The organism is Cupriavidus sp. MP-37 (genome assembly GCF_020618415.1).
Classification (GTDB): Bacteria; Pseudomonadota; Gammaproteobacteria; order Burkholderiales; family Burkholderiaceae; genus Cupriavidus.
In genome coordinates, this window is sequence record NZ_CP085344.1 from 2,060,404 (window position 1) to 2,085,916 (window position 25,513).

Sequence of the window (25,513 nt, forward strand, 5' to 3'; positions counted from 1 at the left end):
GTGCCGCTTTCGCCCCTCATCAGTCTTACGCTTGGGGGCGGGCCCATGCTTCCACCGCAAATAGACAGCGAACCCCACATACAGGACGATCAGGCCGACCAGCATCACGAGCATGCTCTCGACAACAGAATCGGAGACGTGAGCGTAGTGCATGGCTGTACGTGTATGCGGAGTTGCCCGCATCAGGCAAGCGTCACGACCGCCCGGAGGACGCCGGCGTCATGGAACAAATCAAACGACTCCACGACCACCGACAGGCCGAGAAACCAGACCGAGTCCGCAATATTGCGTTGAAAGGAAGACACATGGACCGTCCATGTCGACTCCCCCCTATACAGCGACAGACGGGGAAAGAACGCTGGTGTACGGCGTGCGTATTCGGCGAATTCCGGGAAGGCGGAAGCCAGAAAGCGGTCTTCCGTCCGGATGACAGCCGGGTACATCAGCGCAAATGCGAGCGCCAGGACTGCGGTAACCGCCAGCGACTCGGTCATCGCCCCTAGTCCGATAATGCCTAGCAAGTTGCAGACATAGAGCGGATGGCGACACAGTGAATATGGACCCGAGGTCACCAAGGTATTGTTCTTGCGCCCGGAAATGTACAACGCGCACCAGAGCCGCCCGACCGTGGCCAGGCTCACCCCCAACATCCCCAGCGTCAGCAGCAGCGGCGACACCCAGGTACCGTCCCAGCGAGAATGGCCAAAGACCAGACTTGCCAGGACAAACGTTACGACAACACGCCAAACGCCGATGCGGTGGCGTGTCAGGAAATTGTCCAGCGCCCTCGAGAGACCAGCGGGTTGGGACGGGGAGATTGAAGAATCGGTCATGCGGTTCGGGGGCTGGAGGAGAATGTCGCGCACTTCGAGTGGACACACTGGCGCGAAAACGAGCACTAATGGCCGGCATTCTAAGGTTGCCCTTCCGTTGTCAGGCTTTATTGCCGAAATGTAATACGTTGTTAATCTTGCCCCCGGGCCAGCGAATCCGGTTGTGTCATAGCTCGGCAATCTGACAGTCATCTTCTGCGACATAGACTGTCTTGGCCATTTTCAGGACACACCCAGAGACGCTCCGCAATGAACGACATCATCCGCACATTGAGCTCGGAATTCTCCGATCTCGCTAATGCTGCCGAGGCAGTACGTGCCGTCGTTCGAATGACCGTCTCTATCGTTTTGGGGGGCTTGCTGGGGTACGAGCGGGAGAGCTCGGGAAAATCCGCAGGCGTGCGCACTCACATGCTCGTCGCGCTGGGGGCATGCGTTTTTGTCGTGGTTCCCCTCCAGGCGGGCGTGCAGCTTGCCGACATGAGCCGCGTGCTTCAGGGTCTCACGTCAGGCATCGGATTCCTTTGTGCAGGGGCGATCCTGAAGCCGGACAATGAGACACACGTCAGGGGGCTCACAACTGCCGCGAGCATCTGGATTGCTGCCGCGATCGGCGTGGCCGCCGGCATGGGCCATGCGGTGACGGCCATCGTCGCGACTGCCTTCGCACTCATCGTGCTCAGAATCCTTCAAATGTCGAAGAAGTAAGACTCCCACTGCTCCCAAGCCACGTGCAGCGCGAATGCGCCAACTTCAGGTTCGGCCAGCATTTCCCAAACGTATGAGCGCGCTTAACAATACGCAAACTCCATCGCATGAGAATTTACCTGGATTACAACCTGTTTGCGTACCTTCACGAGGGCACGAACCCGGCTCTGCAAGCCAAAGTGAGCGCACTGTCCGATCGACATGAGTTTCCTTGCAGCCCGGCGCACATGGAAGAAATTGCCTCGGCGCTCGCAAGACCTTCGGATACTCCCCCGCTCGATCGGTTAGCGGCCGCTTTCTGCAAAATAGACGATGTTTCTCGAATTAGCCGGAACGTGCAATTGTCTCCGACGACGTTAGGCCCGATGGTTACGAAAGAAGAACAGCCTCTCGAGTGCTTTCTTCGGGTCATGCGGCACTATCGCAAAGAGCCGGTTGTCGAGAAGAACGACTGGTATACGCGGGACTCCGTAAAGAAGGGGTCACTTCAGAAAACGGAAAATATTGCACGCTAAGGCATGGAAGAGGACCACTGCTGTCCCCAGGGGCATTGGCCAGCCGATGGCAAGCAGGTAGAAACCAAAGTCGGGGGACTCCCGTTCTCAGAGATCGGCTAGCAGCAGGTAGGCGCGGTCGAGTTGCCGATGAGCTTCCTGCCGGCGATCCATCGCTTCTAGGGCGAGCAGGAGGTCCTCGGCCAGCTCGAAATCGCTTTCCTGGCATGCCCTTTCGAACACCGCAAAGACCTCTTCATACAACGTGCGCCCCGGAACGCCCATTTGACTAACCTCCGGCGGAAAATCCGATGCTCTCTGCCGACTTGGTCCTGCCACGCCGCAGGGGCTTCTGTCCCCCATGGTTAATATGGACGTTCCCACGGCAGGGAAGGTCAAGCATTTTTCCGGCCGCGGGCCGACCTATGGTTCGCAAGCCGCCGCGCGAGACGGTTAGTGCTCGCCCCCTACAGTTCGTCCAGCGACTAGTTACCCGCACCCGGGCGCAGCCGCACCACCAGCATCGCCGCCCACTGGATATGCGGCCAGGCCAGCGAATAGACGAATGTCTGGATCAGGGGTCCCCTTGATTTCGCCGCAATTTACCGGGGTAGCCACCCGTAGCAGCCATGCGGGTTCCAGGGTGATGCCCACCCTAAAACCCTAGTCAAATCAGTCACTTGCTGACTGGTCCTTTTCCCCTTGGTTTTGGAACGTTGACCGCCCCCGCCGCGCGGCCAAGCGCGCCCTGTGGCTGGAAGCCATTGTTTCCGCAAGATAACTAGATTTATCCGTCTTTGGTTTTCCCAAGCAACACATAAATGGCTTTTCTAACGTTAGGTATGTGCGTAAGATAGGCTGAAATGCGCCTCCGGAAACTGCCATGCCCCGCCTCGCCGCCACCCCCGACCAGATCCGCGCCACCGTGCTGGCCATGCTCACCGAGGCCGGCGACGCGGCGCCGCCCACGGCCGCACGCTTTCGCCGCGTGGTGTCGGTGCGCAAGCTGCGTGACCGCCTGGGCGGCGGTGACCCTGCAACGCTGTCGCGTACGCTCAACGCGATCGAGGCCGAGGTGGTGCGCTCGGGCCTGGCCGACCTCGCCCTGCCCGAGATTCCGGTCGAGATCGCCGAAGCGATGCGCGCGCTGTGGCAGGCCGCGGTCGCGGTGCAGCTCGACGACGTGGTGCGCCTGAAGCGCGAGGCGCAAGCCACAGCCGACACCGCCGAGGCCGCCCGCGCCGAGGCCGAACTGCGGGTCGAGCTGCTGCGGGCCGAACTGAGCGAGGTGCGCGGCCAGCTCGCCGCGCGCGACACCGCGCTGGCCGTAGCGTGCGCCGCCCAGGCGGCGGCGTGCGCGCGCGCCGATGAGCAAGCCGCACGCCGGGGCGAGCTCGAGGCGGCGCTGGCGACCGCCCAGGAGCGCGCCACGGCGGGCGAGCGCACCCACACCGAGGCGATCGCCACCACCCAGGCGCGCTACGAGGCGCTGTCGAAGCAGCTCCTGCAGGAAACCGCGCACCAGCGCGACGCGGTGCGGGCCGAGCGCGCGCAACTGGCCTCCCAACTCAAATTCGCCGAGCGGCGCATCGCCGCGCTGGAAGACGAGCGCGCACGACTCGACGCCGACCTGGCCAGCGAGCGGGCCGCGCGCCAGACCGCCGCGGGCGAGGCGAGCGCACTCAAGGCCGTCACCGCCAGCCAGCGCGCCCAGCTCGACGAGCTGCTGCGTGCGACCCTGGCCGCGGCGCCACCAGCGGCCAAGACGCGCGTGCCCAGATCGACGGGCAAGGCGGCCGCCAAGCGGACCGCCCAGTCATGAAGCCGGCCGACTGGATCGATACGGGCGCGGTGCCGCCGCGCCCACTGCCGGCCACCGTCGCGGCGGCCCTCGCCTACCTGGCGGAGGCACTCGGGCACCCGGTCTACGCGCACTGGACGCTGGCGCGCGTCAAGCGCCGCTATGGCTCGCTGGCCGACGCCAAGGCCGCGCAGCCGACCGTGCTCAAGCTGCTGCTGGCGCACGATGGGGCAGTCGAATACTGGGAGCGCGGGCGCCTGCGCACGGTGACGGCGGATCTGGCGCCCCGCCCGGAGACGGTCCTCGCGCGGCTGCTGCACACGCACCGGCGCCGCATCCGGTCCACCGCCGCCTTAGCGAGCGAAGCAACGGTGCCGACCGCCGCGGAAGCGAGGGGAGCTGTCGCGGCGAACCCGTGGCTGGCCGCTTACGGCCCTGCTGACCACGCGTGGCTCACGCGCGCCGGCCGCTTCGCCCAGCCGCACGCGGCGGCCAACACGCTCGGCGCCGCCGACGATGCACAGGCGCTGGCGCTCTTCCTGCGCGACCGAACCGGGCGCTCGCCCCACACGTTGCGCGCCTATGGCGCCGAACTGCGCCGCCTGATGCGCTGGTGCGGCGCGCACGAGCTTGGGCCGCTCTCGGACCTCACGCGCCAGCGGTTGCTCGGCTACCGGCACGCGCTGCAGCACGGGGAGACCGGCAGGGAGGACGCCGCGCCGCCCTTGTCAGAAGCGACCCGCACGCGCGCGCTGGCGGTGGTGGCAAGCCTCTACGGCTACTGGTACGACACCGGCTACTTGCATGCCAATCCGGCCGCGGGCCTGTCCGCCGGCAGCCGCACCCGGGCCGGCTTCGCGCCGACGCGGCTGATCCCGCCAGCGCTGCTGGCCGCGTGCGATGCCTGGCTTGAGGCGCCGGAGTTTGCCGCCGCCAACACGACCAACACGCTGGCGGCGCAGCGGCGGCGCGCGATTTGGGCGCTGTATCGTTACGCCGGCGTGCGCCTGGCGGAACTGGCCTGGTCGACAGAGATCGCACTGCCCCGCCTGGAGGCCGAGGCGCCCGGGCGGTGGACGCTCTATGTCTGCGGCAAGGGGCGCAAGGCACGGGCCATTCCGCTGCCGGTGCCGTGCGTGACGGTATTGCGCGCCTACCGACAAGCACGCGGCCTGCCGTCCGAGCCGCCGGCGCACGAGGCGCTGCCTGTAATCCACGGCAACAAGGGCGAAGCGCTACAGTCGGCAGGCCTGTACCGGGAGGTCAAGGCGATCTTTGCGGCCGTGGCCGATGGTCTGCAGGCGCGCGAGCCGGCGCAGGCGCTCTTACTGCGCGCGGCCTCCCCGCACTGGCTGCGCCATGCCTATGCGCGCACACTGGTGGTCGACCACCAGGTGCCGCTGCCGGCCGCCCAGGCGCTGCTCGGCCACGCCTCGGTGCAGACCACGGCGGCCTATGCCAGGACCGACCTGACGCAGTTGCGGGCCTTTGTCGATGCCACGTTTGCGGATGATGGGCCGTAGCGACAGCGCGCGTTGCCTTGTCGCATCGCCACGGCGCGGGTCGCCAGTCCCAGCAACAGCAAAGCTGGGGCGGTCAGCTCGATTGACACCGCCAGGCAGGCCGCAGACTCCGAGGGCACCAGCGGCACCCGGTAGTCCTCGCGGAACAGGTCGAGGGCGGCATTCCAATTGGCCAGCTTGGCGATCGCCGAGTTCCAGAAGGTTGGCTTTTTCTCAGCCCGCACAGCACGACAGTTGCGTGACATCCTTGGCAGCCCTACATGTCCATGCCGTCCATCGATCCTGCCGCGAATGGAAGGTAGTCGCAAAAAGTCCGCCACATTTGGGCCAAATCGCTGACTTTGAAATGGTCGACGAACAAAGCTTCGCGCCTGACAGGGGCTCACACCCTCGCGGTACGTTGCGATCGCAAGTTATAGGTCACGCTGGCAACGATGATGAGGAGAATAGCCACTTGCGCGGCAATGGTTTGCACAGAGGGGTAAACGCCCAAGACATCGATACGCGGCATAGAGAGCGGCGTCACTTGCAACAGGCCAACTTTCTGCAGTGCCGCCACGCCCTTGCCAATCAGGACCACGGCAAGCACGCCAACCAAGGCGGAGCTGAACGCGAAAAATTGTCGAATCGGCAAACGCGCCGTCGATCGCAGGAGCAGAAACGCAATCACTGCCAGCACAGCAATACCGCAACCGAGTCCCGCGAGCATGTAGGCACCGTTGCCATCGGACCACAGGGCCGCGTAGAAGAGCACGGTCTCAAATACTTCCCGGTAGACCGTGACGAACGATAGCAGGAAGAGCATAAACGCCGATTTCCTGTTCAATGCCGACGACAGCTTTTCCTTCACGTACGATTGCCAGCGTCCCGCCAGACTCTTCTGGTGCATCCACATGCCGACGCCGAGTAGGACGACCGCCGCGAAGACCGCGGAGAAGCCTTCGGTCATTTCGCGACTAGCGCCGCTCAGATCAACGACGTAGGTAGCTACCGCCCACGTCAATCCACCGGCTCCCAGCGCAGTGACCCAACCCGCGTGAACGTAGGGAAGGACGTCAGTGCGATTGGCCTTCTTGAGGAACGCCAGCATGGCTACGACTACCAACAGCGCTTCAAGCCCTTCACGAAGCAGGATCGTAAAGGCGCCAAGGAAGGTCGAGAATGCGTCATTGGCGCCTGCGAGCGCTTCCTGCGCCTCGTCCAGCCTTGACTGCAGTTGCGCTGCGATGTCATGCGCGCGCTCTGCCTGGCCATTCGCGACGGCATTTCGATAGAGTCCCATCGTCTTCTCGATGTCCAGGAAGAGAGCCTGGTTCTTGGCAGCCAACGCAGGCTCAACTGGTTCGAACCCATCAAGATATGCGGACAAAGCCAGTTGCGATGCGGCCCGCGTGTCTCCCTTGTCAAGCGCAGTGACACTTTCCTTCAGCTTTTCCTTGGCGATTGAGAGACTATCGGTGGTCGATGCGGCCAGTACGTCCGGTGAGCTTCGCAGGTATGCAAGACCATCACGAGAGGTCTGTGCACCCACGAATTTAGCAAGTGCCGCCTCCGAGGTCTGGCTAAGCTTGTCGAGCGTGGGAACCGCCGCGCGCAGCCCCGGTTCAGCAGTCCAAAGCTTGGCGCCCGCCTGGCGGTCAGTATCTGAATAAGACAGCGTCGAAGCAAAATAGGCCAGAGCCCATCGGTCGTCTTCGGAGAGATGGGCAAAGCCCGGCATCGATGTTCCCTCCACGCCGCGCGTGATGATCTGTTGCAAGGCAAAGACGCTGCGTTCCTGCGCGCGCGCGTGGTCGGCCAGCGCAATCGGGGGCGGGTTGAGTTTCGCTGCGAGGGGGCCGTCCGCGTTACCGGATACGCCGTGGCAGGACGCACAATGGCTTTGATAGAGCTTCGCCCCGTTCTGCAAATCAGGCGCCTTGCTTGGTGCCATAGGAACCGGATAGGCTGTGAGGACGCCGCTGGCCAACTTCCGAGCCAGTTCGGCGACAGTTTCTGGCGAGGCCTTCGCTGCGATGGACAAACGCAATGCGCCAGCTTCCTTGCCTAGTTGTTCGGAGGCGGGTCCTGGCGGCAATTCGCCTAGCTGTCGCGCGACCGTCTGCGCGAACTCTTGCATCTCGGCATATTCAGCCTCATTGGTGATGCGGCCATCGTTGACTGAACCGCCATAGTCAACGGCAAGGTAGTCCAGCAATTGCCAGACTTGCTTGGCCTTGTCTTGCGTGGATAGAGGCTCGGCCAAAGCCGTCGAGACGGATAGCGCCAAGGAGACTAGAACGAGGGAGAGGATGCGCAGGGCTTGCATGAGGAACACGCCGGGCGGGCGGCAGTTTTCGCGGACAAATGCGAATGATTGTAATTCATATCGTTTGCGCGAGCGACCCATCTTGGTGATGGAAGTATGGGGAATCGCGCTTGACTCTATAGCCGCTAGAGGGCGTAGAAATAACAACGTTAGTCAATACTGGCGACCTACTTTGAGTCAGCGCAACACAAACCGATGGGGACTTCCGGCGGATTGCTCGTATGGGGTCGAGCCAAGTGCAGCCGCGTGCAAGATGCGGGAGGGTGCAATGCGCTTACGTGAGGTGCGCACAACTTCGGGCGACCCTCCGCCTCGGCTTTCAGGCGTTCGCACGATTGCGAACAATAGAACCCAACGCTCCCATATCGCGAGTCCTTACCGTATGGTGGGATGCGAGGGGCGGAGGATGGTGATCCGATGAGTTGGGCACTTGTTCTCTACGACTGGAGCGGCTGGAATCGAGAGATCTTCCTACTGGTCAATGAAGGCACGCCGGCAATGTTCTTGCCTTTGGCCAAGCTGTTTAGCTACCTATTGGGCAACTATTGGACCGCGCCTGTTGTCATGGGAGGCTTTTGGGTCTGGTCAAGAACAACCTCGGATGTAGATCGTTCGTTGGAGCTACAGGCTCACTTGGCACGATTTGTAGTCGCATTCGGTATGGCATTTGCTGTAGTTGGAGCATCAAAGTTTCTCTTCGATTTCCCGCGGCCGGCTGCCGTGTTCGGTCACCTGTGGCATTCAATCGGTTCAATTGAGACGCACTACAGTCTTCCGAGTGGACATTCCACGTACGCCGCTCTGGTTGCTGGTGGGTTATGGCCAATGGTCCGCGCCCACTGGCGACCGGCTCTACTTACCTATGTCGCGCTAGTCGGCTGGTCACGTTTGGCCACAGGGATGCACTTCCCGGCGGACGTCTTGGCGGGCTGGTTAGTAGCGCTCGGCAGTTTGGCTCTTTCGAGCCGGTTATTGAAGGGGGCTGCTTAACGTACCAAGGATCGTCGTGCCGGGGTAACAGGCGAGGAGTGCAACCATGCCATGGAGTCTGCAACAACGTCGCATCGTACGCGATTCGATGCTTGCCTGCTTAGTTTGCGCGGTAGTTCTTGGCGCGGGTTATATCTGGCTTCCCCCCGCTCTGTTCGGCCTCGATGGACAGCTTGGTATTGGCGACCGTGTCGCGTTTGCGCTCAAGGCCGATCTCCCTGTTTTCCTATGGTTAGCAGATTGCGTGAGAGCCGTAAGCAAGGGACGCTTTTTATCGCAAGCCGATATCCAGGGCTCGGCGTTTTCGCGTCCTAGTCCCGCTATTGAGCTGCGCGTGGCGGTGCTACAGAACTCGCTCGAACAGACCGTACTGGCGGTAGGCGCGCATTTGATTCTTGCGACAGTGCTGTATGGCGCCGAACTTAGGCTGATGCCGATTCTGGTGAGCTTGTATCTGCTCGGTCGTATCACGTTCGCGGTTGGCTATGCGCGGCATCCTACCGGTCGGCTTTTGGGATGGCGATGACTGGGATTTCGACCGTTGTGGTGCCTACACGCTTGCGGTGGCTCTCATTCTCTCGGGGCGCTGAAGGAGGGGGGCCGTTTCATCGGACAGATCAGGCCCCTGCCTCGCGTTCGACCGTGGCATGCATGCCGTAACGGATTTGGTAGACGGTATTGCACCTCCAGCCGGCGGTTCATCAGGTCAAAGTCGAGTCGTTCTATCCCCTCCACCTTGCCCAGGCGCTTGCGAATCAGGGCTTCCTCGGTGGGGCAGTCCATGTTGGTGATCAGGAACTGCGTGGTGTTGCCCGTGGCTGCAGGGACGAGCGAGATGGCAGTGCCGCAGGGACCTCAGCCGGCCTCGATGGAATGAACCCAGCATTGCACCATGTCAGACAAAGTGGATGATGCTTCTATGCCTTGAAGGGTCACATCGCGTGAGTGAACATGAATTACCTACAGAGCGGGGCCAAGCATCTCCGCGCAGCCTGCTGCGACCTCCCATGAAGGTTTCCTACTTGCTGCTGGCGTCCAGCGCTTTCATGACGTCTTCAGTGATGTCAATGCGCGGATTCACATAGACTGCCTGTATGACAAGGTCGTACCCGCGCTGCTCGGCAAGCTGGCGAATCGCCTGCTGGGCGCGCTCTTGCACCCGTGCCAGTTTGAATCGCCCCGGTTTTCGCGGAGGCTGTTTGGTTAAAGTAAAACGGCCTCGTCGGCGGTTTTGCCGAGTTGGTTGTAGTAGTTTGCCTCAGCCTCGGCGGGCGGGATATAGCCGATGGATGAGTGCAGGCGCTTATGGTTGAACCAAGCGACCCATTCCAGTGTTGCCAGTTCGACGGATTCCCTGGTTTTCCAAGGCGCGCGGCGATGGATCAGCTCGGCCTTGTACAAGCCATTGATCGTCTCGGCCAAGGCGTTGTCGTAACTGTCGCCACGGCTGCCGACCGACGGCTCGATGCCGGCTTCGGCCAGGCGTTCGCTATAGCGGATGCTGACGTACTGCGATCCCCTATCGGAGTGGTGGGTCAGAGAACCGTCGTTGCCAGGCTGGCGAGCGTATAGGGCCTGCTCCAGCGCATCGAGCACGAAGTCCGTCGTCATGGATTTGCTCACGCGCCAGCCGACGATGCGCCTGGCGTAGACGTCGACGACGAAGGCCACGTACAGCCAACCCTGCCATGTCGAGACGTAGGTGAAGTCCGAGACCCAGAGCTGATTGGGACGGTCGGCCCGGAACTGCCGGTTGACGCGATCCACCGGGCGACTGGCGGCGTCGTCAGCGATGGTCGTTCGCAGCCGCTTGCCGCGCCGCACACCTTGCAGTCCCTGGGCGCGCATCAATCGCTCGACCGTGCAGCGGGCAACCGTCACGCCCTCGCGGTTCAGTTGCCGCCAGACCTTGTCGGCGCCGTAGACGCGATGGTTCTCCTGCCACACTCGCTGGACTTGCGGCATGAGCCGTTCATCACGACGCGCACGGTCGCTGCGCCGTGACGGATCACGCAGCCGTGCGGCATGGCGCCGATAGGCCGACGAGGCAACCTGCAACACCTTGCAGATCGGCTCGACCCCGTAAACCTCCCGGTGCCGGTCGATGTAGGTGTTTACGACTTCAGCTTGCGGTCGAGCTCCGCCTGCGCGAAAAAAGCGCTGGCAGTGCGCAGGATGTCGTTGGCGCGGCGCAGCTCTCGGTTCTCCCGCTCCAACTCCTTGATGCGTTCTCGCTCGCTGGTGGTGACGCCTTCGCGCTGTCCGCTGTCGACTTCGTGGCGCTTGACCCAGGTCAGCAGCGTCTGCGCCGAGCAGCCGATCTTGGGCGCGATGGACTCGACCGCCACCCACAGCGACGGGTACTCGCCGCGCGACTCCTGCACCAGGCGCACGGCGCGCTCGCGCACTTCCGGGGAAAACTTGTTTGCGTTGTTCTTGCTCATGGCTCGCATTCTCTCAAGAGTGAGAGCCTCCGCAAAACCCGGGGCGATTCAGTTCCTCGTTGCGGCGCTGTTGCAAGTCCTCTCGGAATCCACGCTGCTTGCGCTGGAATTCGTGGGTCAGCTCGGCCACTTCGTGCTGGCGGCGCTGATGGTCAAGATCTGTGAGCACGGCCGCTTCCTTCTCGAGCTTGTCAGCCAAGGCCCTGGTCTTCCGGTCCATGTCCTGCAGTTCACGGTCGCGCGTGGAAAACTCCTGTGCAAGCCTGTTGTGGGCCTGCTTGGCTGGCAACGAGTCCGGCAGAATAAGTTCGGAATTGACTACGGCAATGCGCGCTGGCTGCGCTAGCACCGGTCCTACCGCGCACAGCATGGCGGCGGACAGCGCCGCCGCTATCAGAGTTTTCGGATGTGGGGTTGGCGTTTGCATGAGCGACGGAGCCGTACCTTTTGTGAGTGTATGGCGGTTACCGGTTACTTCTCGGAGTGGCGTTTGGCATGCAGAAATTCATGGGCTCGAGTGTAGTGAAATCGAAGATGTTGCAGCACATTGGATCGGTCGGCTTGGATCCCGCGCTCGGCAGGTTATAGAACAGTGCCGAGGCATGCCCCAATGATATGGCCGGTCGCCTTTAGCCCAGCGCCTCTCATTGGCAGCCTGTCAGCTGATATGTCGGTGCGATTTGACACCATGTAGTGGCTACAGGGTCAAGACAAGGCTGCACGCATATATGCCGCCTGCTACGAACAAAGCACCCGCGCCGCACTTCAGGAGAAAAGTTCGGCAAACGCGTAGCGTTTTCCTTGACCCTATGGCAGCTACACAGTGCTAGATGAAGCACTAGAAGGGGCTAGCCCAAACTGGCGTGGACCTTGTTGGCTGGTCGCGTCTGGTCGCAGGCATGCATTTCCCGGCAGACGTTTTGGCGGCTTGGGAGGCGCACTTGGGAGTCTGTGCCTTTCTGCGGGGCTATGGCAGAGGCTGCCTTGCGCGTCGGGAACGCTTCCGCCTGCGCTGTTTGGGGTGGCGCACATGCCGCTTAGCGCCGGCGACAGGAAAGCGTTCGCTGAAGGCGGATCTGCCTGTAGTCCTTCGTGGGATCCGCGTCCCTACTCTTCTCCCAACAGCTGTGGTGTCTGATGGGCTGTTTTCGTAAGGCCCTCCAGAATGCCGCAGTCCTTGGCCTCTCGCGACAGACCGCATTGACTGCGCAATTGCTTCAGGTCACGTTCCAATGCCATCAACTCTTGTATGCGGCGCGCCACGTGTCGAATGTGGCCTTCTAGCAGGACGTTGACCTCTCCACAGTCCTCGTGGGGCGCATCCTTGAGACGCAGCAAGGACCGAATCTCGTTCAGGGTCATGTCCAACGAGCGGCAATGGCGGATGAACGCCAACCGCTCAAGGTGCTGGGAAGCGTAGAGTCGGTAGTTTCCAGAGGAACGAGCCGGCGCCGGCAGTAAGCCTTCATGCTCGTAGAAGCGAATAGTCTCCACCGTGGTGCCGGCGGTTTGAGCAAGTTTGCCGATCTTCATGCTTTTCCCCTTTGTTGGGCTCCTGTCTGACGCCCTCCATGCCGGATGGTGTCGACAAATTCAAGTCCGTGCAGTGTGAATGGAGGTTTGGACTGTGCCGTACAGACAATCCGAGCGCCACGCAGCGGCGCTGGCCGGACTCCGAATGTGGACACGAAGGTGCGCGTCAGGTGCGCGCTGTCGGCGAAGCCGGCGAGATGAGCAGCCTCGGTGAGCGTACAACCATCGGAGAGGGTGCGCACCGCACGCTGCAGGCGCAACCAACGCACGTACGCCCGGAACGACAGTCCGCTCGCCTCCGCGAACCAATGCATGAAACGGGAGGACGACAGGCCTACGGCGTCGGCGGCATGTGCGACATGCACGGGTCCCTCCAGCGACGTTTCCAGCCACTGGAGGACCGCAGCCCAACGCGAAGCCTCCGTGGCAGGTTGTGACACATTCGCTGTTTCAGACGGCATTGCGCCTCGCAGCCAGCGGTCCAGCTCATGTTCCAGCATATCCGCCTGCACGGGGCTCGGCGCCATCGTGGCTGCGGGCCGACGGCCAGTAGGGCAAACGCTGTGCATGGTCGGGTCGAGAAACACCATGCGCACCGGGCCGGCCGCTACGAGACGATGCGGCACCCCGGCCGCAAGAAAATGTCCCGGGGCCTGCAATCCGCCCCAGGCCCCTTCGAGGAGCAACATCCCCTGTTTGCTCCATGCCAACTGAGCTGCTTGATGTCGGTGCAACCGACCGGCCTCTATCGGTCCGATGTAAATGGCCCAGCCGCGGCCGATGGTCAGCAGCGGCTGCCTGTCGGATGCTTCGTGTTCATCCGCGGGCTGGGCGTGCCTGCATTCTGCCGAAGAGCTCATGGAACACGATCAAGGCAGCACCGAGTGTGATGCCGATGTCAGCCACATTGAAGGCCGGCCAATGGTACGAACCCCAATGAAGATCGATCCAGTCGACCACCGCTCCGCGTGCGACCCGGTCGATCATATTGGCCAACGCGCCGCCCAAGATCAGTCCGTAGCTGATCCGCTCGGTATCGGTGGTACCAGTACGCCGAATCATGTACACAAGGAACGCGGAGGCCGCCAAGGCAATTCCAATGAAAAAATATCGCTGCCAGCCCCCCGCGCCGTGCAGAAAACTGAAGGCGGCACCTCGGTTCAGCACATGCACGACGTTGAGGACGGGCAGCCAGTCGAGGCTTGCACCGTAGTCGACCCAGGCCACGATGGCTACTTTCGTCCCGATATCCATCGCCACGATAAGGGCCGCCAATACGAAACCCAGGCCAATGCTGCGATCAGCCCGCATGGTGGTCACTCTCAGTGGAGGGGCTGGTCCCCAGCAGGCGCAGTCCGTTGAACACCACGGCCAGGCTTGCGCCCATGTCGGCAAGAATCGCGAGCCACAGGCTGGCATGGCCGGTGAAGGCCAGCACCATGAAGACCGCCTTGGTACCGATCGCGAAGGCGATGTTTGCCTTCAGCACGCCACCCACCCGGCGCGACAGCTTGATGAACTCAGGCAGCTTGCGCAGGTCGTCCTGCATCAGCGCCACGTCGGCGGTCTCGATCGCGGTGTCGGTGCCAGCAGCGCCCATCGCAAAGCCGATGTTCGATTTGGCCAGCGCGGGCGCATCGTTGACGCCATCCCCGACCATGCCTACCGGCGCCTTCGCGCCAAGCTCTGCGATCGCAGCCAACTTGTCGTGCGGCAGCAGGTCGCCGCGCGCGTCGGTGATGCCCACCTGGGCGGCCACCGCTTCCGCGGTCTTGCGGTTGTCGCCGGTAAGCATCACCGGCTCTACGCCCAACTGCTTGAGCGCCGCTACCGCACGCTTGCTGCTGTCCCGGACCGTGTCGGCAACTGCCAGGACACCCAGTGCCTGCTTATCGGTGGCAAGCACCACTGCTGTCTTGGCCTGCGCTTCCAGGCTCTCCAGCAGCTTGCGGACCTGCTCGCTGGCCACGCCAAGCTCATTTGCCAGGCGGTGGTTGCCGACGTAGTAGGTCTGGCCGTCGATGTCGCCCTTGACGCCACGGCCAGCCAGAGCCTCGAAGCGTTGCACTGAGGCGTGCGGCTTGTCGCCGTAGGCGTTGACGATAGCTGTGGCCACTGGATGTTCGGACAACGCATCCAGGCTGGCGGCAATGCGCAGCACTTCCGTCTCCGAGAGCGCGCCCGTCGGTACCGTATCGGTCAGCGCCGGGCGGCCGTGCGTAAGGGTGCCAGTCTTGTCCAGTGCCACCGCGCGCAGCAGACGCCCTTGCTCCAGGTACAGGCCACCCTTGACGAGGATGCCACGCCGCGCGGCCGCAGCCAGGCCGCTGACGACCGTCACCGGTGTCGAGATCACCAGGGCGCAGGGACAAGCAATCACCAGCATCACCAGCGCCTTGTAGACCCATTCGAACCAAGGCGCCCCAAAGAACAGCGGCGGGATCACGGCAATGGCGATCGCCAGCGCAAAGACAGAGGGGGTATAGACGCTCGCGAAACGATCAACGAAACGCTGCGTCGGCGCGCGCTGGCCTTGGGCTTCCTGGACCGAGCGCGCGATACGGTCGAGCGTGGTCTCTCCCTTGCGCGAGTGCACTTCGAATTCCAATGTGCCGCGCTCATTGATCGTGCCCGCGAACACCGTGTCGCCGGGGTTCTTTTCCACGGGCATGCTTTCGCCGGTGATGGGCGCCTGGTTGATGGCTGATGCGCCCGACACCACGACCCCATCCAAGGCGATACGTTCGCCGGGACGAACGCGCACGACGGCTCCAAGCGGCACTGTCTCGGCCTTGACCTCTTGCCAGCGACCGTCGTCCTGGCGGACGAGTGCGGTTTCCGGCGCCAGGTCCATCAGCTTGCGAATCGCGTTGCGCGCCCGGTCCAGGCTTAGCGCTTCGATCATCTCCGCGATGGCGAACAGCCAGATCACCACGGCGGCTTCCGGCCACTGGCCGATCAAAGCGGCACCGATGACGGCAATCGTCATCAGGAGGTTCATGTTCAGTGACAGCGTGCGCAGCGCGATCCAGCCTTTCTTCAGGGTCTCGATACCGCCCAACGCAATGGCCGCCAGCGACGCGGCCACCACCGGCCATGCCGATTCACCCATCCCGGCGAATGTGAGGACTTCCGCGCCAACCGCCAGCACGCCGGCGGCCCCCATGCGCAGCCACTCCGCCTTCGAAATGCCGGTGCCAAAGTCCCTCGTGACTGCGGGGGCAGGCCGACTATGGTCGCGCAGCACCGGCTGCATGCCAAGTCGCTCAATGGCCGCTGTGATTGGCACCTCGTCCTTCAGCGAATGGCTGACGGTCAGGGTCCGGCTCATCAGGTTGAACTGCAGGCTGCTGACACCCGGCATGCCTTCCAACGCCTTGCGCAGCAGCGCCTCTTCGGTCGGGCAGTCCATCTTTTCGATCAAGTAGGTGGCTCGTCCCTTGGAACTTGCCCCTGCCTCGCGCTCGACCGTGGCATGCATGCCGATCTCGCGCAGTGCGCCGAGGACCGGTGCCGGATCGGGCAGGCGGTGTTGCACCTCCAGTCGGCGATTCATCAGGTCGAAGTCGAGGCGTTCGATGCCCTCCACCTTGCCTAGGCGCTTGCGGATCAAAGCTTCCTCGGTGGGGCAGTCCATGTTTGTGATCAGGAACTGCGTGGTATTGCCCGTGGCTGCAGGGACGAAGGAGACGGGGGGCGTGCCGCAGGGACCGCAGGCAGTCTCCGTTGTCGCTGCGCAATTCGCGCCCGGAGGAGTTGTGTCTTCGCCCAGCCTTGCCTGCATGCCGATCGATTGCAACGCCGTCAGCAGGGGTTCCACCGAGGACAAGGTGTGGACGACAGACAGCTGGCGTGCGGGTAGGTCGAACTCGAGCGACCGGACGCCGGCCAACGGCTCCAGCCGCGCGCGGATCGCCGCCTCTTCGGAGCGGCAATCCATGTTTGGAATCGTGAATGTGTCTTTTGACTCTTCTAACGCAGCGCTCTGGCTGCCGGCGCAGGATCCAGCGCACGCGGATCCGCAAGCGGCGTTGCCCGCGGCTTCGCCGTCGTCCTCCATCGATGCTTGCATGCCGATCTCATGGAGGGCCTCCAGCAACGGCCCCGGGTTCGGTAGCCCATGCCGGACGGTGAGGCGGCGCTGGGGAAGGTCGAACGAAAGGGACTCTACCGCTGGCAATTTGGCAAGCCGTGCACGGATTGCCGCTTCTTCGTTGCGGCAATCCATGTTGGGAATGCGGAAGACGGATGTCGCGCCGTTCAGGTCCTCCGCCTTCTTCCTTTCTTGAGTTGATCTCGCATCACTTTCGGCATGGGCTTGGTCGAGTTTCATCATTCGCCTCTTTCTGTATATGTCAGAATTTCACACCCTAAAGTAGATACAGAGTCAAGGGCTCTGCCTCCTGGTCGGAGGTTAAGTTGCCTCGGAACGGGCCTTTTCCTCATGTTCTGTCGCGTCAACCAGGATTTCACGACCTCCGTTAGCGGCGATCGCAGATACCACCAGACCCAGAACCAGGTCTGGCAGGTTGGAGCCCGACCACATCACGAGCGCTCCGGACAACACAATGGCCAGATTCACAATCGAGTCGTTGCTGGTGAATATGGCGGAAGCCTTGAAGTTGACGTCTTCCCCGCGGTGGCGTTTCAGTAAGCGCAAGCAAATAATGTTCAGCGCCGCATTGATCGCTGCCATGACCATCATCGCCGGCCCCAATGGCGCCTCGCCGCCAAAGAACCGGCGCAGGACTTCCACGCATAGCATCAGGGCCAGCCCAATCAAAAGCCACCCCGATAGCCGCGCTGCCCGCACCTTGATGGCTCGCGATCGGCCGACGGCGTACAGGCTGACGCCATACACCAACGCGTCGGCAAGGTTGTCCAGAGCCGCACCAAGCACCGCCGTGGACGCCGCCCAAAGGCCCACGCCCATACCTGCCAGACATTGGCTGACATTAATCAGTAGTACCAGCCACAGAATCCGGCGGTCGGCCGCCTGACTCGCGTCGAGGTCAAGGCGTTCTTTGTCGGGGAAGTGGTCGTTCATGCAACTCCTTTGTTAACCCGCCTGTTTCCACAGAAGATCTGAGTAATTTCACACCCCGTACCTGCTATAGAGTCAAGACGTCGCCCGCACACAGCATGTTTATTCAAGCTAGCTGTCTGTCGCTTGGAGAAACTGGAGGAAATTGAACTCTGGAGTCGCAATGACAGCGCGTTCTGTGGTGCGGTACGGCGCCTATCCGACCATCATGGCCCTGGTAATCACAGGGGTTTCGGTCGCCCCATCCCACGGCACGCCGCTGGCTTGGCTGGCGTTGTGGGCCGCCGCCGGGCTATTTCTTGTTGCTTGGCTGGAGCGCATTGTCCCGTTCGATGCACGGTGGCAAAAGCGGGATCTCGACTTTCCGGCGGATGTCGCCCATGCCGTTGTGAATTTGGCCGTGATGCACGGTGCCGTGCTGGGGTTCGTGGTGCTGCGGGAAGGAACGGGTTGGCCCAAGCTATGGTGGCCTGCGGAATGGCCATACTTGTTGCAGGTATTACTCGCAGGGGCGCCACTGGACCTGTCGCTGTATGCCGTCCATCGGCTCAGCCACCACTACGGCTTTCTGTGGCGGCTGCACAGCATTCATCATTCGTCGCGGCGGCTCTACTGGCTAAACGGGGAACGCCGCCACCCGCTGCATGCAGCCCTGATGGCGGGTCCGGGCTTACTGGTCCTGGGCATACTAGGCGCGCCGGCCGAGGTAGTGGCCGGCTGGTTCGCAATCCTGGCGGTCCATCTGGCATTCCAGCATGCCAACCTGGACTATAGCCTGGGGCCGGTGCGGTATATGTTAGGCGTGGCAGAACTCCATCGCTGGCACCATCGGGAGCGCTTCGCGGACGCGCAGGTCAATTTCGGGGAGTTCTGGCTGGTATGGGACCACCTCTTCGGTACCTTCTATCAACCGCAGGCGCCACTGGGCGCAATCGGCATCGAAGGCGACCCGGTGCCGCACCGCTACGGCGAGCAACTGATTTATCCGTTTGAACGACCGGATCCGCAAGTTCGTCTGGCCACCGAAGACGTCTCGCAGGGCCGCGATGCTGATGTCTAAAGCCGCTCTCGTTGGTGAAACCGGCTCGCAAGCTGCATCCAGCATGAATGCTCAGGTGGGATCTGACAGGACTATTTGCGCCGTCTTGAAGTTATGCGACGTCGCGTGGACGAACCTGATCTGTCATTCTCGAGGCCGCGCTTGATGCGCATCTGGCGACGAAAATGCCAGGCAAGCGAACCTGTAGCACACACCGTGAACGCCACGGCAAACACGATGACAACGATGACTTCACGTGGCAGGTCGAAGGGTGGGCGGCTCACTGTGGCCGAACGTTCATGGAAAGCGGTTTCGATCCCGACGACGCCATTCGGAGGTCTACCGAAGCGGCGTGACGGAGGATTTTGGCCATGGCAGGCGGCACACTGCCCCGATGCGAGCGGTGGTGCCGCCTGAGTTTTACTTGCGCTGCATGTCCACGACTGTCGGCTTGCCGTCGACCGTGTCGAATACGGCGGTAACCGCATCACCTTCCTTGAAGTCCTTCAACGAAGCGCGATCCTTGACCGGGAACGCCATGGTCATGGCGGACATGCCGAGATTTTCGATCGGGCCGTGCTTGAGGGTAACTTTCCCTGCCTTCGCATCGATCTTCTTTACCTCTGCCGCAACCGGGTGGGGGGCCTGCTTCGTTTCGGCTGACGGCTTCATGTCCATGCCCTTCATATCCATGCCGTCCATCGACCCTGCCGCGAACGCAGCCGGTGTGGCAGCGAGAGCAGCCATGATGGCAAGAGTTTTGACGTATTTCATTGTGATTCCTCCGGGAGTGAGGGGTGGGTGGAAAGTGAGACAGATTCGGCCTGCCGTCTGCGTATCAGCAAGTACACCGCCGGCACAACAAACAGGGAAAGCAATGGCGCGGTGACCATGCCGCCAACCATCGGAGCCGCAATGCGCTGCATGACCTCCGAGCCGGTGCCATGCGACCACATGATGGGAATCAGGCCGGCAAGAATGACAGCGACGGTCATGGCCTTGGGGCGGACCCGCAGCACTGCCCCTTCCTGAATGGCGTCCAGCAATGCGGACACGCTGGTTTCGCCTCGGCCCTCGCGTTCGCTCCAGGCTTGCTTCAGGTAGAGCAGCATGATGACGCCGAACTCGGCTGCCACGCCGGCAAGGGCGATAAAGCCGACAACCCCCGCTACCGAAAGGTTGTAGCCCAGCAAGTAAAGCAGCCAGAATCCGCCGATGAGCGCCAGCGGCAGCGTGCCCATGATCAGTAGCGCTTCATCGAGACGGCCGAACACCAGGTACAGCAACACGAAGATGATCAGCAGCGTGAACGGCACCACCACCTTCAGCTTCGCGGTGGCCCGCTCCAGATACTCGAACTGACCCGACCAACTGAGGGAATAGCCCGCTGGCATCGGGACCGCCTTGGCCACGGCGGCCTGCATGTCCTGGACGGCCGAACGCAGGTCACGTCCGCGAATATCGACGTACACCCAGCCCGACAGGCGGGCGTTTTCGCTGCGCAGCATCGGCGGTCCTTGCACCACCTGGAGGCGCGCCACGTCGGACAGCGTGATATGCTGGCCACGGTCGGTGACAATGGGCAGGCTGCGCAGTTGTTCCACCGAGTCGCGGTAGTCCCGTGGATAACGCACATTGATCGGAAAGCGCGCCAGCCCGTCGACCACTTCCCCGACGTTGTCGCCACCGATGGCCGAGGACACGATGCTCTGGACATCCTCGATGTTGAGCCCATATCGCCCGGCGGCCATCCGGTCTATGTCGACATCGACGTAGCGCCCGCCGGACAGGCGTTCGGCGAGTGCAGAGGTGACGCCCGGCACCGCCTTGACAGCATCCTCGATCCTCGTGGCCAGTCGGTCAATTTCCTTCAGGTCGGTGCCCGCCACCTTAATGCCGACCGGGCTCTTGATGCCGGTGGCGAGCATGTCGATGCGGTTGCGGATCGGCGGCACCCAGATATTGGACAGGCCGGGCACCTTCACCACGCGGTCGAGCTCCTCCACCAGCTTGTCCGTCGTCATGCCGGAACGCCACTGGTCGCGCGGCTTGAACTGGATGGTGGTTTCGAACATCTCGATGGGCGCCGGGTCGGTCGCCGTGTCGGCGCGGCCGGCCTTGCCAAACACGGTGGCTACCTCGGGAACGGTCTTGATTAGGCGGTCGGTCTGCTGCAGCAACTGCGCTGCCTTGCCGGTGGACAGCCCCGGGAGCGCCGACGGCATGTAGAGTAGGTCACCCTCATCGAGAGGCGGCATGAACTCGCCGCCAATTCGCATGATCGGCCAGGCGGTCGCGACGAGCAGAATTGCCGCGATCGCTACAGTGGTCTTCGGGTAGGTGAGCACCTTGGCCAACACTGGCTGATAGGCGCGAATCAGCCACCGACTGAGGGGATTGGACTGCTCCGTGGGGATCCTGCCACGGATCATGTAGCCCATCAGGACCGGCACCAGGGTGACGGAGAGGCCCGCCGCCGCGGCCATGGAGTAGGTCTTGGTAAAGGCCAGCGGCGAAAACAGTCGGCCCTCCTGCGCCTCCAGCGTGAACACCGGAATGAATGACAGCGTGATGATCAGCAGCGAGAAGAACAGCGCCGGTCCAACCTCAGCCGCCGACTCGCCGATCACGCTCCAGCGTTCATGGCCGGTGAGATCCAGGCCGGGCTTATCCGCATGCCAATGCTCGAGATGCTTGTGCGCGTTCTCGATCATGACGACCGCGGCATCGACCATGGCGCCGATGGCAATGGCGATGCCGCCCAGCGACATGATGTTGGCATTGACACCCTGGTATCGCATGACCAGAAACGCGGCCAGCACACCCAGCGGCAATGAAACGATGGCAACCAGCGCGGAGCGCAGGTGGAACAGGAAAACCAGGCAGACCACCGCGACGACGATAAACTCTTCGATCAGCTTGTGGGTCAGGTTTTCCACCGCCCGGTTGATCAGGGCGGAGCGATCGTACGTGGTGACGATCTGGACGCCTGCCGGCAGGCTCTTCTGCAGCGTGGCGAGTTTGGCTTTGACCGCTTCGATGGTTTCCAGCGCGTTCTTGCCCGAGCGCATCACGATGACACCGCCGGCGACCTCTCCCTGGCCGTCGAGCTCGGCGATGCCGCGCCGCATCTCGGGACCAAGCTGGACGGTGGCGACATCGCCCAGCCGCACCGGGATGCCGGCGTCGCTGGTCACCAGCGGGATCTGCCGGAAATCATCGAGCGTCTTCAGGTAGCCGCTGGCCCGGACCATGTACTCCGCCTCGCCCAATTCCAGCACCGAGCCGCCGGTTTCCTGGTTGGCGCCCTTGAGCGCCGTAAGCACCTTGCCCTGCGACAGGTTGTAGGCGCGTAGCCGGTCCGGCATCAGGACGACCTGGAACTGCTTCACCATGCCGCCGAGGGACGCGACCTCGGCAACATTGGGCAGCGATTTCAGCTCGAAGCGCAAGAACCAGTCCTGGAGCGCACGCAGTTGACTGAGGTCGTGCTGGCCGGTCTTGTCCACCAGCGTGTACTCGTAGATCCAGCCGACGCCGGTGGCGTCCGGCCCCAGCGCCGGCTTGGCGGCGCCGGGCAGGCGGGATTGCACCTGGTTCAGATATTCCAGCACGCGGGAGCGCGCCCAATACAGGTCGGTGCCGTCCTCGAATAGCACATAGACAAACGAGTCACCGAAGAACGAGTAGCCGCGTACGGTCTTGGCGCCCGGGACCGACAGCATGGTCGTGGTCAGTGGATAGGTGACCTGGTTCTCGACAATCTGTGGCGCCTGGCCGGGAAACGGCGTGCGGATGATCACTTGCACATCGGACAAGTCCGGCAACGCGTCGAGCGGCGTGCTGCGCACGGCCCACAGTCCCCAGGCGGTCAGCATGACCGTGACCAGCAGGACCAGGAAACGGTTGCGGATGGAAGCAAGAATGAGCCGGGCGATCATGGCTTGGCCCCCTGGGTGGTGCCGGCCGGCTCGACTGCGGACAGGATCGCCAGGCCATCCTTGTCCAGGTGGAAGCGGAACCGGATGCGGTCGCCGGTCTTGAGCCCCTTCGGCAGGCCGGCAGGCGGCGCGGCGAAATCCATGGTCATCGCGCCCCACTGTGCCGAGGGAATCGGCCCGTGCGAGATGGTCAGGCCTTCGCGCGTCACGGCCTCGATGCGCCCGACGCCCTCGTGCTCGGGCGCAGCCGCAGCCGGCGCGGAAGCCGCTGTCGTGGCGCTCATGCGTTCGGCCGTGCCACGCAAGCTGGCTTCCGAATCGATGAGGAACTGCCCGGAGGTGACCACTTTCTGCCCCGCTTTCAGCCCGTCCAGCACCTCGACCATGCCGGCGGCCTCGCGCCCGGTCTTGACTTCGGTTGCCACAAAGCCGGCCTTGCCCGCATCGACCATGACGATGCTGCGCTGGCCGGTGCGGATGACGGACTCCAGCGGAATCATCAGCAATTCCTTCTGATCACCGCTGTCAAACCGGACCGTCACGAACATCCCCGGCAACAGGTGCCTGCCCTTGTTGGGCAGGACAATGCGCACCTTGATGGTTCGCGTGGCCGGATTGACATCGGGCAGGACGGTATCGACCTTGCCAACGATTGACTCGGTTGCGCCGGTCGGCGACACCTTGACCGCCCGGCCCGGAGCGATGGCGTGGGCTTGTCCCTCCGGTACCTCGGCAATCACCCAGACCTGGCTCAGGTCGGCCAGGCGAAACAGGGTCATGCCAGGAGACACAGTCATGCCCTCCCGGACCGCAACCTCTGTCACAAGGCCGTCGACGGGGCTCACAATGCCAAGAGTAGGCTGGAGCTTGCCGGATGATTCGACGGTGCTGACCTGGCCGGGGGTCATGCCAGCCTGCAGCATGCGGGCCTTGGCCGCGCTGCGCAGGTCGGATTGGCCACCCGCGGCCATGCGGGACACGGCAAGATATTCCTCTTGCGCGGCCACCCAATCGGGCGAGTACAGCGTCACCAGTGCTTGGCCGCGCCGGACCGGGTCGAGGGTCGCTTTGACCGCTACGTGCTGGACGAAGGCATTCGTCCGCGCCTGGATCACCTGGACACTGCGCTCGTCAATGGCGACATTGCCAGGTGCCTCGAGCACGGCGCTCATCCGGCTCGCCTTGACCTCAGTCGTGCGGATGCCCAAATTCTGCGCGACACGGCTGTCGACCGTGACGCCGCTGCCTCCGCTGCCTCCGGCATCCCCATCCGCATAAACGGGCACGAGCTGCATGTCCATGAAAGGGGACTTGCCTGGCTTGTCGAAACGCTGGCCGGGTACCATCGGATCGTGCCAGTACAGGATCTTCTTGCCAGTGTTCGGATCGGTGTCGCCTGCTTTGAGCGCAGACGCCGCGCCTGGCGCGGCCGTCTGCGCAGATTGTGTGCCGCGCATGACGCCGAGGTGGTAGGCGCCATAGAGGGCGGCACCGATGACAACGACGCCGGCGACCGCGGCAATGACTGGTTTCTTCATTTGCGTTCCTTGGTGGCTGGCTCGGTCTGCGCGGTAGGCAGCGGGATCAGGAAGGTCAAGTCGGCCCACAGCTTTGCCGTCCTGGCCTCCAGCGTCAGCCGCTCCACCGCTGTGTCGATGGCGCGATGGTTGGCCTCGGCGACGGCAAGCAGCGATCCGGTATTGGCCCGGTATGCCGTGAGCGCTGCCTCCGCCTGCTGATTGGCGAGCGGTAAGGTCTTCTCGTCGTAGCGTTGGAGCCGCTCAAGGTTGCGCTGCAGCTCGGCAAGTTTGGCGCCTACCATGGCCTGGGTATTGCGCCGGATGATTTCGGACTTGGCACGCGCTTCATTGGCCTGTGCCAGCCGGGCAGCGACGTCGCGGTCTTGGCGATTGCCCCGGTCCCAGGGCACCGGGAAGCTGACGTTGATCGACCCCATGTTGGAGAAGGCTGGGCCGCGCTGGCTGTACATCAGCTCGACCGTCACATCTGGTGTCCTGGCCTCCGTTGCCACCTGGATCTCCGACTCGGCCAGGGCCACGTCGCGCCGTGCCGCCGCGATCTCGGGAACCGCGTCGAATTCGTCTTTCGCCAGTTGCTGAATGCTCTGGGGTACGTCGAGCGGCGGGCGCTGCGACAGTGTGCGGTTAGCCGCAGGCCCGACCCAGCGCTGCAGATTAAGCATGGCGGTGGCTACGGCGGCCCGGTTTTCGTCGAGGCGGTCATGCAGCTTCTGGACTTCCAGCTCCATCGCCAAGACATCCGCACGCGTGCCACGCCCGCTGCGATAGGCGGCGGTCGCCGCCTGGAGCGCCAGGTCCAGGGGATGGCCGTGATGGCCTAGCAGGACACCGGTCTGCTCGGCATACCACCGATCGAGCCAGGCACCGACGGCATTCCGTTGCACGTTGGCCAGTCCGACCGCGCGCTGCGCCTCGGCGGCAGTCGCCTCGGCTTCAAAGCGCGCCGCCTTGGCGCGGCGCTTGTCCGAGCGCGTGAATTCCTGCATCACGCTGATGGACCGCATGGTCATGAAATCCCGCGTGAGCGAGAACTGGTCCGGCCCGGTCACGGGGACGTTGTTGAGTCCAAGTTTGAGCACCGGGTCCGGCAATTGGCCGGCGGAAACCGCCATTTGCACGGCTGCCTCGACGGCGCCTCGCGAGGATTCGGCATCGCCGGCGTGAGTGGTCGCGAGCGCGACGGTCTCCTCGAGGGAAAGAGAAGGGGCAGATTGCGCAGCCGCGGCATGCGACACCGCCATGCTGAAGGCAGGCGCGCAAAGCAGCGCCAGCGTCAGGCGACGAGGAAAAAGCATAAAGCCTCCGTGAACGACG

The 25,513-nt window shown here is 63.0% G+C and carries 22 protein-coding genes, 2 pseudogenes and 1 other annotated feature; of the genes and pseudogenes, 7 read left to right on the forward strand and 17 right to left on the reverse strand.

The annotated features are described in order from the left end of the window. Positions 1-182: 182 nt before the first annotated feature. Positions 183-833, reverse strand: a complete 651-nt coding sequence (gene czcN, locus LIN44_RS09625; protein ID WP_020206397.1) for a heavy metal efflux RND transporter CzcN — start codon at positions 831-833, stop codon at positions 183-185. 249 nt (positions 834-1,082) lie between these two features. Between czcN and LIN44_RS09630 the strand changes: the two genes are divergently transcribed. Next, the gene (locus tag LIN44_RS09630) at positions 1,083-1,541 is read left to right on the forward strand and encodes an MgtC/SapB family protein (protein ID WP_004635330.1); all 459 of its coding nucleotides are present in this window, start codon (positions 1,083-1,085) and stop codon (positions 1,539-1,541) included. Between the two features lie 107 nt (positions 1,542-1,648). After that, positions 1,649-2,056 carry a hypothetical protein gene (locus tag LIN44_RS09635; RefSeq protein ID WP_004635327.1) on the forward strand — a complete coding sequence of 136 codons (408 nt, stop codon included), beginning with the start codon at positions 1,649-1,651 and terminating at the stop codon, positions 2,054-2,056. 87 nt (positions 2,057-2,143) lie between these two features. On the opposite strand, the gene LIN44_RS09640 is transcribed toward LIN44_RS09635, so the two are convergent. Continuing rightward, positions 2,144-2,320, reverse strand: coding sequence for a hypothetical protein (locus tag LIN44_RS09640; protein ID WP_004635326.1), 177 nt, complete (start codon positions 2,318-2,320; stop codon positions 2,144-2,146). A gap of 598 nt (positions 2,321-2,918) precedes the next feature. Between LIN44_RS09640 and LIN44_RS09645 the strand changes: the two genes are divergently transcribed. Both LIN44_RS09645 and LIN44_RS09650 read left to right on the forward strand, forming a co-directional pair. Continuing rightward, on the forward strand, positions 2,919-3,857 hold the full coding sequence (locus LIN44_RS09645) for a DNA-binding protein (RefSeq protein ID WP_004635320.1): 939 nt from the start codon (positions 2,919-2,921) through the stop codon (positions 3,855-3,857). Next, the gene (locus tag LIN44_RS09650; protein WP_004635319.1) at positions 3,854-5,359 is read left to right on the forward strand and encodes a tyrosine-type recombinase/integrase; all 1,506 of its coding nucleotides are present in this window, start codon (positions 3,854-3,856) and stop codon (positions 5,357-5,359) included. The genes LIN44_RS09645 and LIN44_RS09650 overlap by 4 nt, the downstream gene beginning before the upstream one ends. A gap of 23 nt (positions 5,360-5,382) precedes the next feature. Here the strand turns inward: LIN44_RS09650 and LIN44_RS09655 are convergent. Together LIN44_RS09655 and LIN44_RS09660 are read right to left on the reverse strand one after the other, a co-directional pair. After that, positions 5,383-5,559: pseudogene (locus LIN44_RS09655) on the reverse strand (DoxX family membrane protein); the annotation flags it as partial. 182 nt (positions 5,560-5,741) lie between these two features. After that, positions 5,742-7,667: a cytochrome c/FTR1 family iron permease gene (locus LIN44_RS09660; protein ID WP_053823089.1), complete on the reverse strand. Its 1,926-nt coding sequence runs from the start codon at positions 7,665-7,667 to the stop codon at positions 5,742-5,744. Between the two features lie 564 nt (positions 7,668-8,231). Here LIN44_RS09660 and LIN44_RS09665 point away from each other — a divergent pair. Both LIN44_RS09665 and LIN44_RS09670 read left to right on the forward strand, forming a co-directional pair. Beyond that, positions 8,232-8,657 (forward strand): phosphatase PAP2 family protein, encoded by a 426-nt coding sequence (locus LIN44_RS09665; protein ID WP_370641645.1) that lies wholly within the window; start codon positions 8,232-8,234, stop codon positions 8,655-8,657. Positions 8,658-8,703: 46 nt separating this feature from the next. Next, on the forward strand, positions 8,704-9,183 hold the full coding sequence (locus LIN44_RS09670; protein WP_115737192.1) for an MAPEG family protein: 480 nt from the start codon (positions 8,704-8,706) through the stop codon (positions 9,181-9,183). A 44-nt stretch (positions 9,184-9,227) separates the two neighbouring features. On the opposite strand, the gene LIN44_RS27635 is transcribed toward LIN44_RS09670, so the two are convergent. The 9 genes and pseudogenes from LIN44_RS27635 to LIN44_RS09710 all read right to left on the reverse strand — a co-directional run bounded on the left by LIN44_RS27635 (position 9,228) and on the right by LIN44_RS09710 (position 17,681). Continuing rightward, positions 9,228-9,440 carry a heavy metal-associated domain-containing protein gene (locus LIN44_RS27635; RefSeq protein ID WP_115737193.1) on the reverse strand — a complete coding sequence of 71 codons (213 nt, stop codon included), beginning with the start codon at positions 9,438-9,440 and terminating at the stop codon, positions 9,228-9,230. Between the two features lie 235 nt (positions 9,441-9,675). Further along, entirely contained in the window at positions 9,676-9,816 is a 141-nt protein-coding gene (locus tag LIN44_RS09675) for an OmpH family outer membrane protein (protein WP_370641555.1), read from the reverse strand. 44 nt (positions 9,817-9,860) lie between these two features. After that, positions 9,861-11,110, reverse strand: a protein-coding gene (locus LIN44_RS09680; protein ID WP_085960508.1) for an IS3-like element ISRme15 family transposase whose coding sequence is annotated in 2 segments (ribosomal slippage) — positions 9,861-10,816 and positions 10,816-11,110 — 1,251 coding nt in all. Because the reading frame shifts where the segments join, the coding sequence is not laid out codon by codon here. Continuing rightward, positions 10,701-10,817 (reverse strand) — a sequence feature (AL1L pseudoknot). It overlaps the preceding gene by 117 nt. Positions 11,111-11,150: 40 nt before the next feature. Next, positions 11,151-11,528: pseudogene (locus LIN44_RS09685) on the reverse strand (OmpH family outer membrane protein); the annotation flags it as partial. Positions 11,529-12,208: 680 nt separating this feature from the next. Then, positions 12,209-12,634 carry a Cd(II)/Pb(II)-responsive transcriptional regulator gene (cadR, locus tag LIN44_RS09690; RefSeq protein WP_053821795.1) on the reverse strand — a complete coding sequence of 142 codons (426 nt, stop codon included), beginning with the start codon at positions 12,632-12,634 and terminating at the stop codon, positions 12,209-12,211. Continuing rightward, on the reverse strand, positions 12,631-13,494 hold the full coding sequence (locus tag LIN44_RS09695) for an AraC family transcriptional regulator (protein WP_082371465.1): 864 nt from the start codon (positions 13,492-13,494) through the stop codon (positions 12,631-12,633). The genes cadR and LIN44_RS09695 overlap by 4 nt, the downstream gene beginning before the upstream one ends. Further along, positions 13,451-13,945 (reverse strand): signal peptidase II, encoded by a 495-nt coding sequence (gene lspA, locus LIN44_RS09700; RefSeq protein WP_053821794.1) that lies wholly within the window; start codon positions 13,943-13,945, stop codon positions 13,451-13,453. The genes LIN44_RS09695 and lspA overlap by 44 nt, the downstream gene beginning before the upstream one ends. Beyond that, positions 13,935-16,862, reverse strand: a complete 2,928-nt coding sequence (locus LIN44_RS09705; protein WP_053821793.1) for a heavy metal translocating P-type ATPase — start codon at positions 16,860-16,862, stop codon at positions 13,935-13,937. The genes lspA and LIN44_RS09705 overlap by 11 nt, the downstream gene beginning before the upstream one ends. Before the next feature lie 186 nt (positions 16,863-17,048). Beyond that, complete coding sequence (locus LIN44_RS09710; RefSeq protein WP_053821792.1) at positions 17,049-17,681, reverse strand: cation transporter; 633 nt, start codon at positions 17,679-17,681, stop codon at positions 17,049-17,051. A 160-nt stretch (positions 17,682-17,841) separates the two neighbouring features. Between LIN44_RS09710 and LIN44_RS09715 the strand changes: the two genes are divergently transcribed. Further along, positions 17,842-18,738, forward strand: coding sequence for a sterol desaturase family protein (locus LIN44_RS09715; protein WP_082371464.1), 897 nt, complete (start codon positions 17,842-17,844; stop codon positions 18,736-18,738). Between the two features lie 399 nt (positions 18,739-19,137). Here LIN44_RS09715 and LIN44_RS09720 read toward each other — a convergent pair whose 3' ends face one another. From LIN44_RS09720 to LIN44_RS09735, 4 genes are read right to left on the reverse strand one after another with little or no spacing between them, the layout of a single operon-like run. Further along, positions 19,138-19,491 carry a copper-binding protein gene (locus tag LIN44_RS09720; protein WP_053821791.1) on the reverse strand — a complete coding sequence of 118 codons (354 nt, stop codon included), beginning with the start codon at positions 19,489-19,491 and terminating at the stop codon, positions 19,138-19,140. Then, on the reverse strand, positions 19,488-22,658 hold the full coding sequence (locus LIN44_RS09725; RefSeq protein WP_062799358.1) for an efflux RND transporter permease subunit: 3,171 nt from the start codon (positions 22,656-22,658) through the stop codon (positions 19,488-19,490). Before LIN44_RS09725 ends, LIN44_RS09720 begins: the two co-directional genes overlap by 4 nt. After that, on the reverse strand, positions 22,655-24,196 hold the full coding sequence (locus tag LIN44_RS09730) for an efflux RND transporter periplasmic adaptor subunit (RefSeq protein WP_062799361.1): 1,542 nt from the start codon (positions 24,194-24,196) through the stop codon (positions 22,655-22,657). Before LIN44_RS09730 ends, LIN44_RS09725 begins: the two co-directional genes overlap by 4 nt. Next, entirely contained in the window at positions 24,193-25,494 is a 1,302-nt protein-coding gene (locus tag LIN44_RS09735) for a TolC family protein (protein WP_062799363.1), read from the reverse strand. Before LIN44_RS09735 ends, LIN44_RS09730 begins: the two co-directional genes overlap by 4 nt. Positions 25,495-25,513: the final 19 nt, after the last annotated feature.

Excerpts from the sequence above, each read along its gene's own strand:
- czcN (WP_020206397.1), bottom strand. The coding sequence starts at position 833 with ATGACCGATTCTTCAATCTCCCCGTCCCAACCCGCTGGTCTCTCGAGG.
- LIN44_RS09630 (WP_004635330.1), top strand. The coding sequence starts at position 1,083 with ATGAACGACATCATCCGCACATTGAGCTCGGAATTCTCCGATCTCGCT.
- LIN44_RS09635 (WP_004635327.1), top strand. The coding sequence starts at position 1,649 with ATGAGAATTTACCTGGATTACAACCTGTTTGCGTACCTTCACGAGGGC.
- LIN44_RS09640 (WP_004635326.1), bottom strand. The coding sequence starts at position 2,320 with ATGGGCGTTCCGGGGCGCACGTTGTATGAAGAGGTCTTTGCGGTGTTC.
- LIN44_RS09645 (WP_004635320.1), top strand. The coding sequence starts at position 2,919 with ATGCCCCGCCTCGCCGCCACCCCCGACCAGATCCGCGCCACCGTGCTG.
- LIN44_RS09650 (WP_004635319.1), top strand. The coding sequence starts at position 3,854 with ATGAAGCCGGCCGACTGGATCGATACGGGCGCGGTGCCGCCGCGCCCA.
- LIN44_RS09660 (WP_053823089.1), bottom strand. The coding sequence starts at position 7,667 with ATGCAAGCCCTGCGCATCCTCTCCCTCGTTCTAGTCTCCTTGGCGCTA.
- LIN44_RS09665 (WP_370641645.1), top strand. The coding sequence starts at position 8,232 with ATGGGAGGCTTTTGGGTCTGGTCAAGAACAACCTCGGATGTAGATCGT.
- LIN44_RS09670 (WP_115737192.1), top strand. The coding sequence starts at position 8,704 with ATGCCATGGAGTCTGCAACAACGTCGCATCGTACGCGATTCGATGCTT.
- LIN44_RS27635 (WP_115737193.1), bottom strand. The coding sequence starts at position 9,440 with ATGGACTGCCCCACCGAGGAAGCCCTGATTCGCAAGCGCCTGGGCAAG.
- cadR (WP_053821795.1), bottom strand. The coding sequence starts at position 12,634 with ATGAAGATCGGCAAACTTGCTCAAACCGCCGGCACCACGGTGGAGACT.
- LIN44_RS09695 (WP_082371465.1), bottom strand. The coding sequence starts at position 13,494 with ATGAGCTCTTCGGCAGAATGCAGGCACGCCCAGCCCGCGGATGAACAC.
- lspA (WP_053821794.1), bottom strand. The coding sequence starts at position 13,945 with ATGCGGGCTGATCGCAGCATTGGCCTGGGTTTCGTATTGGCGGCCCTT.
- LIN44_RS09705 (WP_053821793.1), bottom strand. The coding sequence starts at position 16,862 with ATGGATTGCCGCAACGAAGAAGCGGCAATCCGTGCACGGCTTGCCAAA.
- LIN44_RS09710 (WP_053821792.1), bottom strand. The coding sequence starts at position 17,681 with ATGAACGACCACTTCCCCGACAAAGAACGCCTTGACCTCGACGCGAGT.
- LIN44_RS09715 (WP_082371464.1), top strand. The coding sequence starts at position 17,842 with ATGACAGCGCGTTCTGTGGTGCGGTACGGCGCCTATCCGACCATCATG.
- LIN44_RS09720 (WP_053821791.1), bottom strand. The coding sequence starts at position 19,491 with ATGAAATACGTCAAAACTCTTGCCATCATGGCTGCTCTCGCTGCCACA.
- LIN44_RS09725 (WP_062799358.1), bottom strand. The coding sequence starts at position 22,658 with ATGATCGCCCGGCTCATTCTTGCTTCCATCCGCAACCGTTTCCTGGTC.
- LIN44_RS09730 (WP_062799361.1), bottom strand. The coding sequence starts at position 24,196 with ATGAAGAAACCAGTCATTGCCGCGGTCGCCGGCGTCGTTGTCATCGGT.
- LIN44_RS09735 (WP_062799363.1), bottom strand. The coding sequence starts at position 25,494 with ATGCTTTTTCCTCGTCGCCTGACGCTGGCGCTGCTTTGCGCGCCTGCC.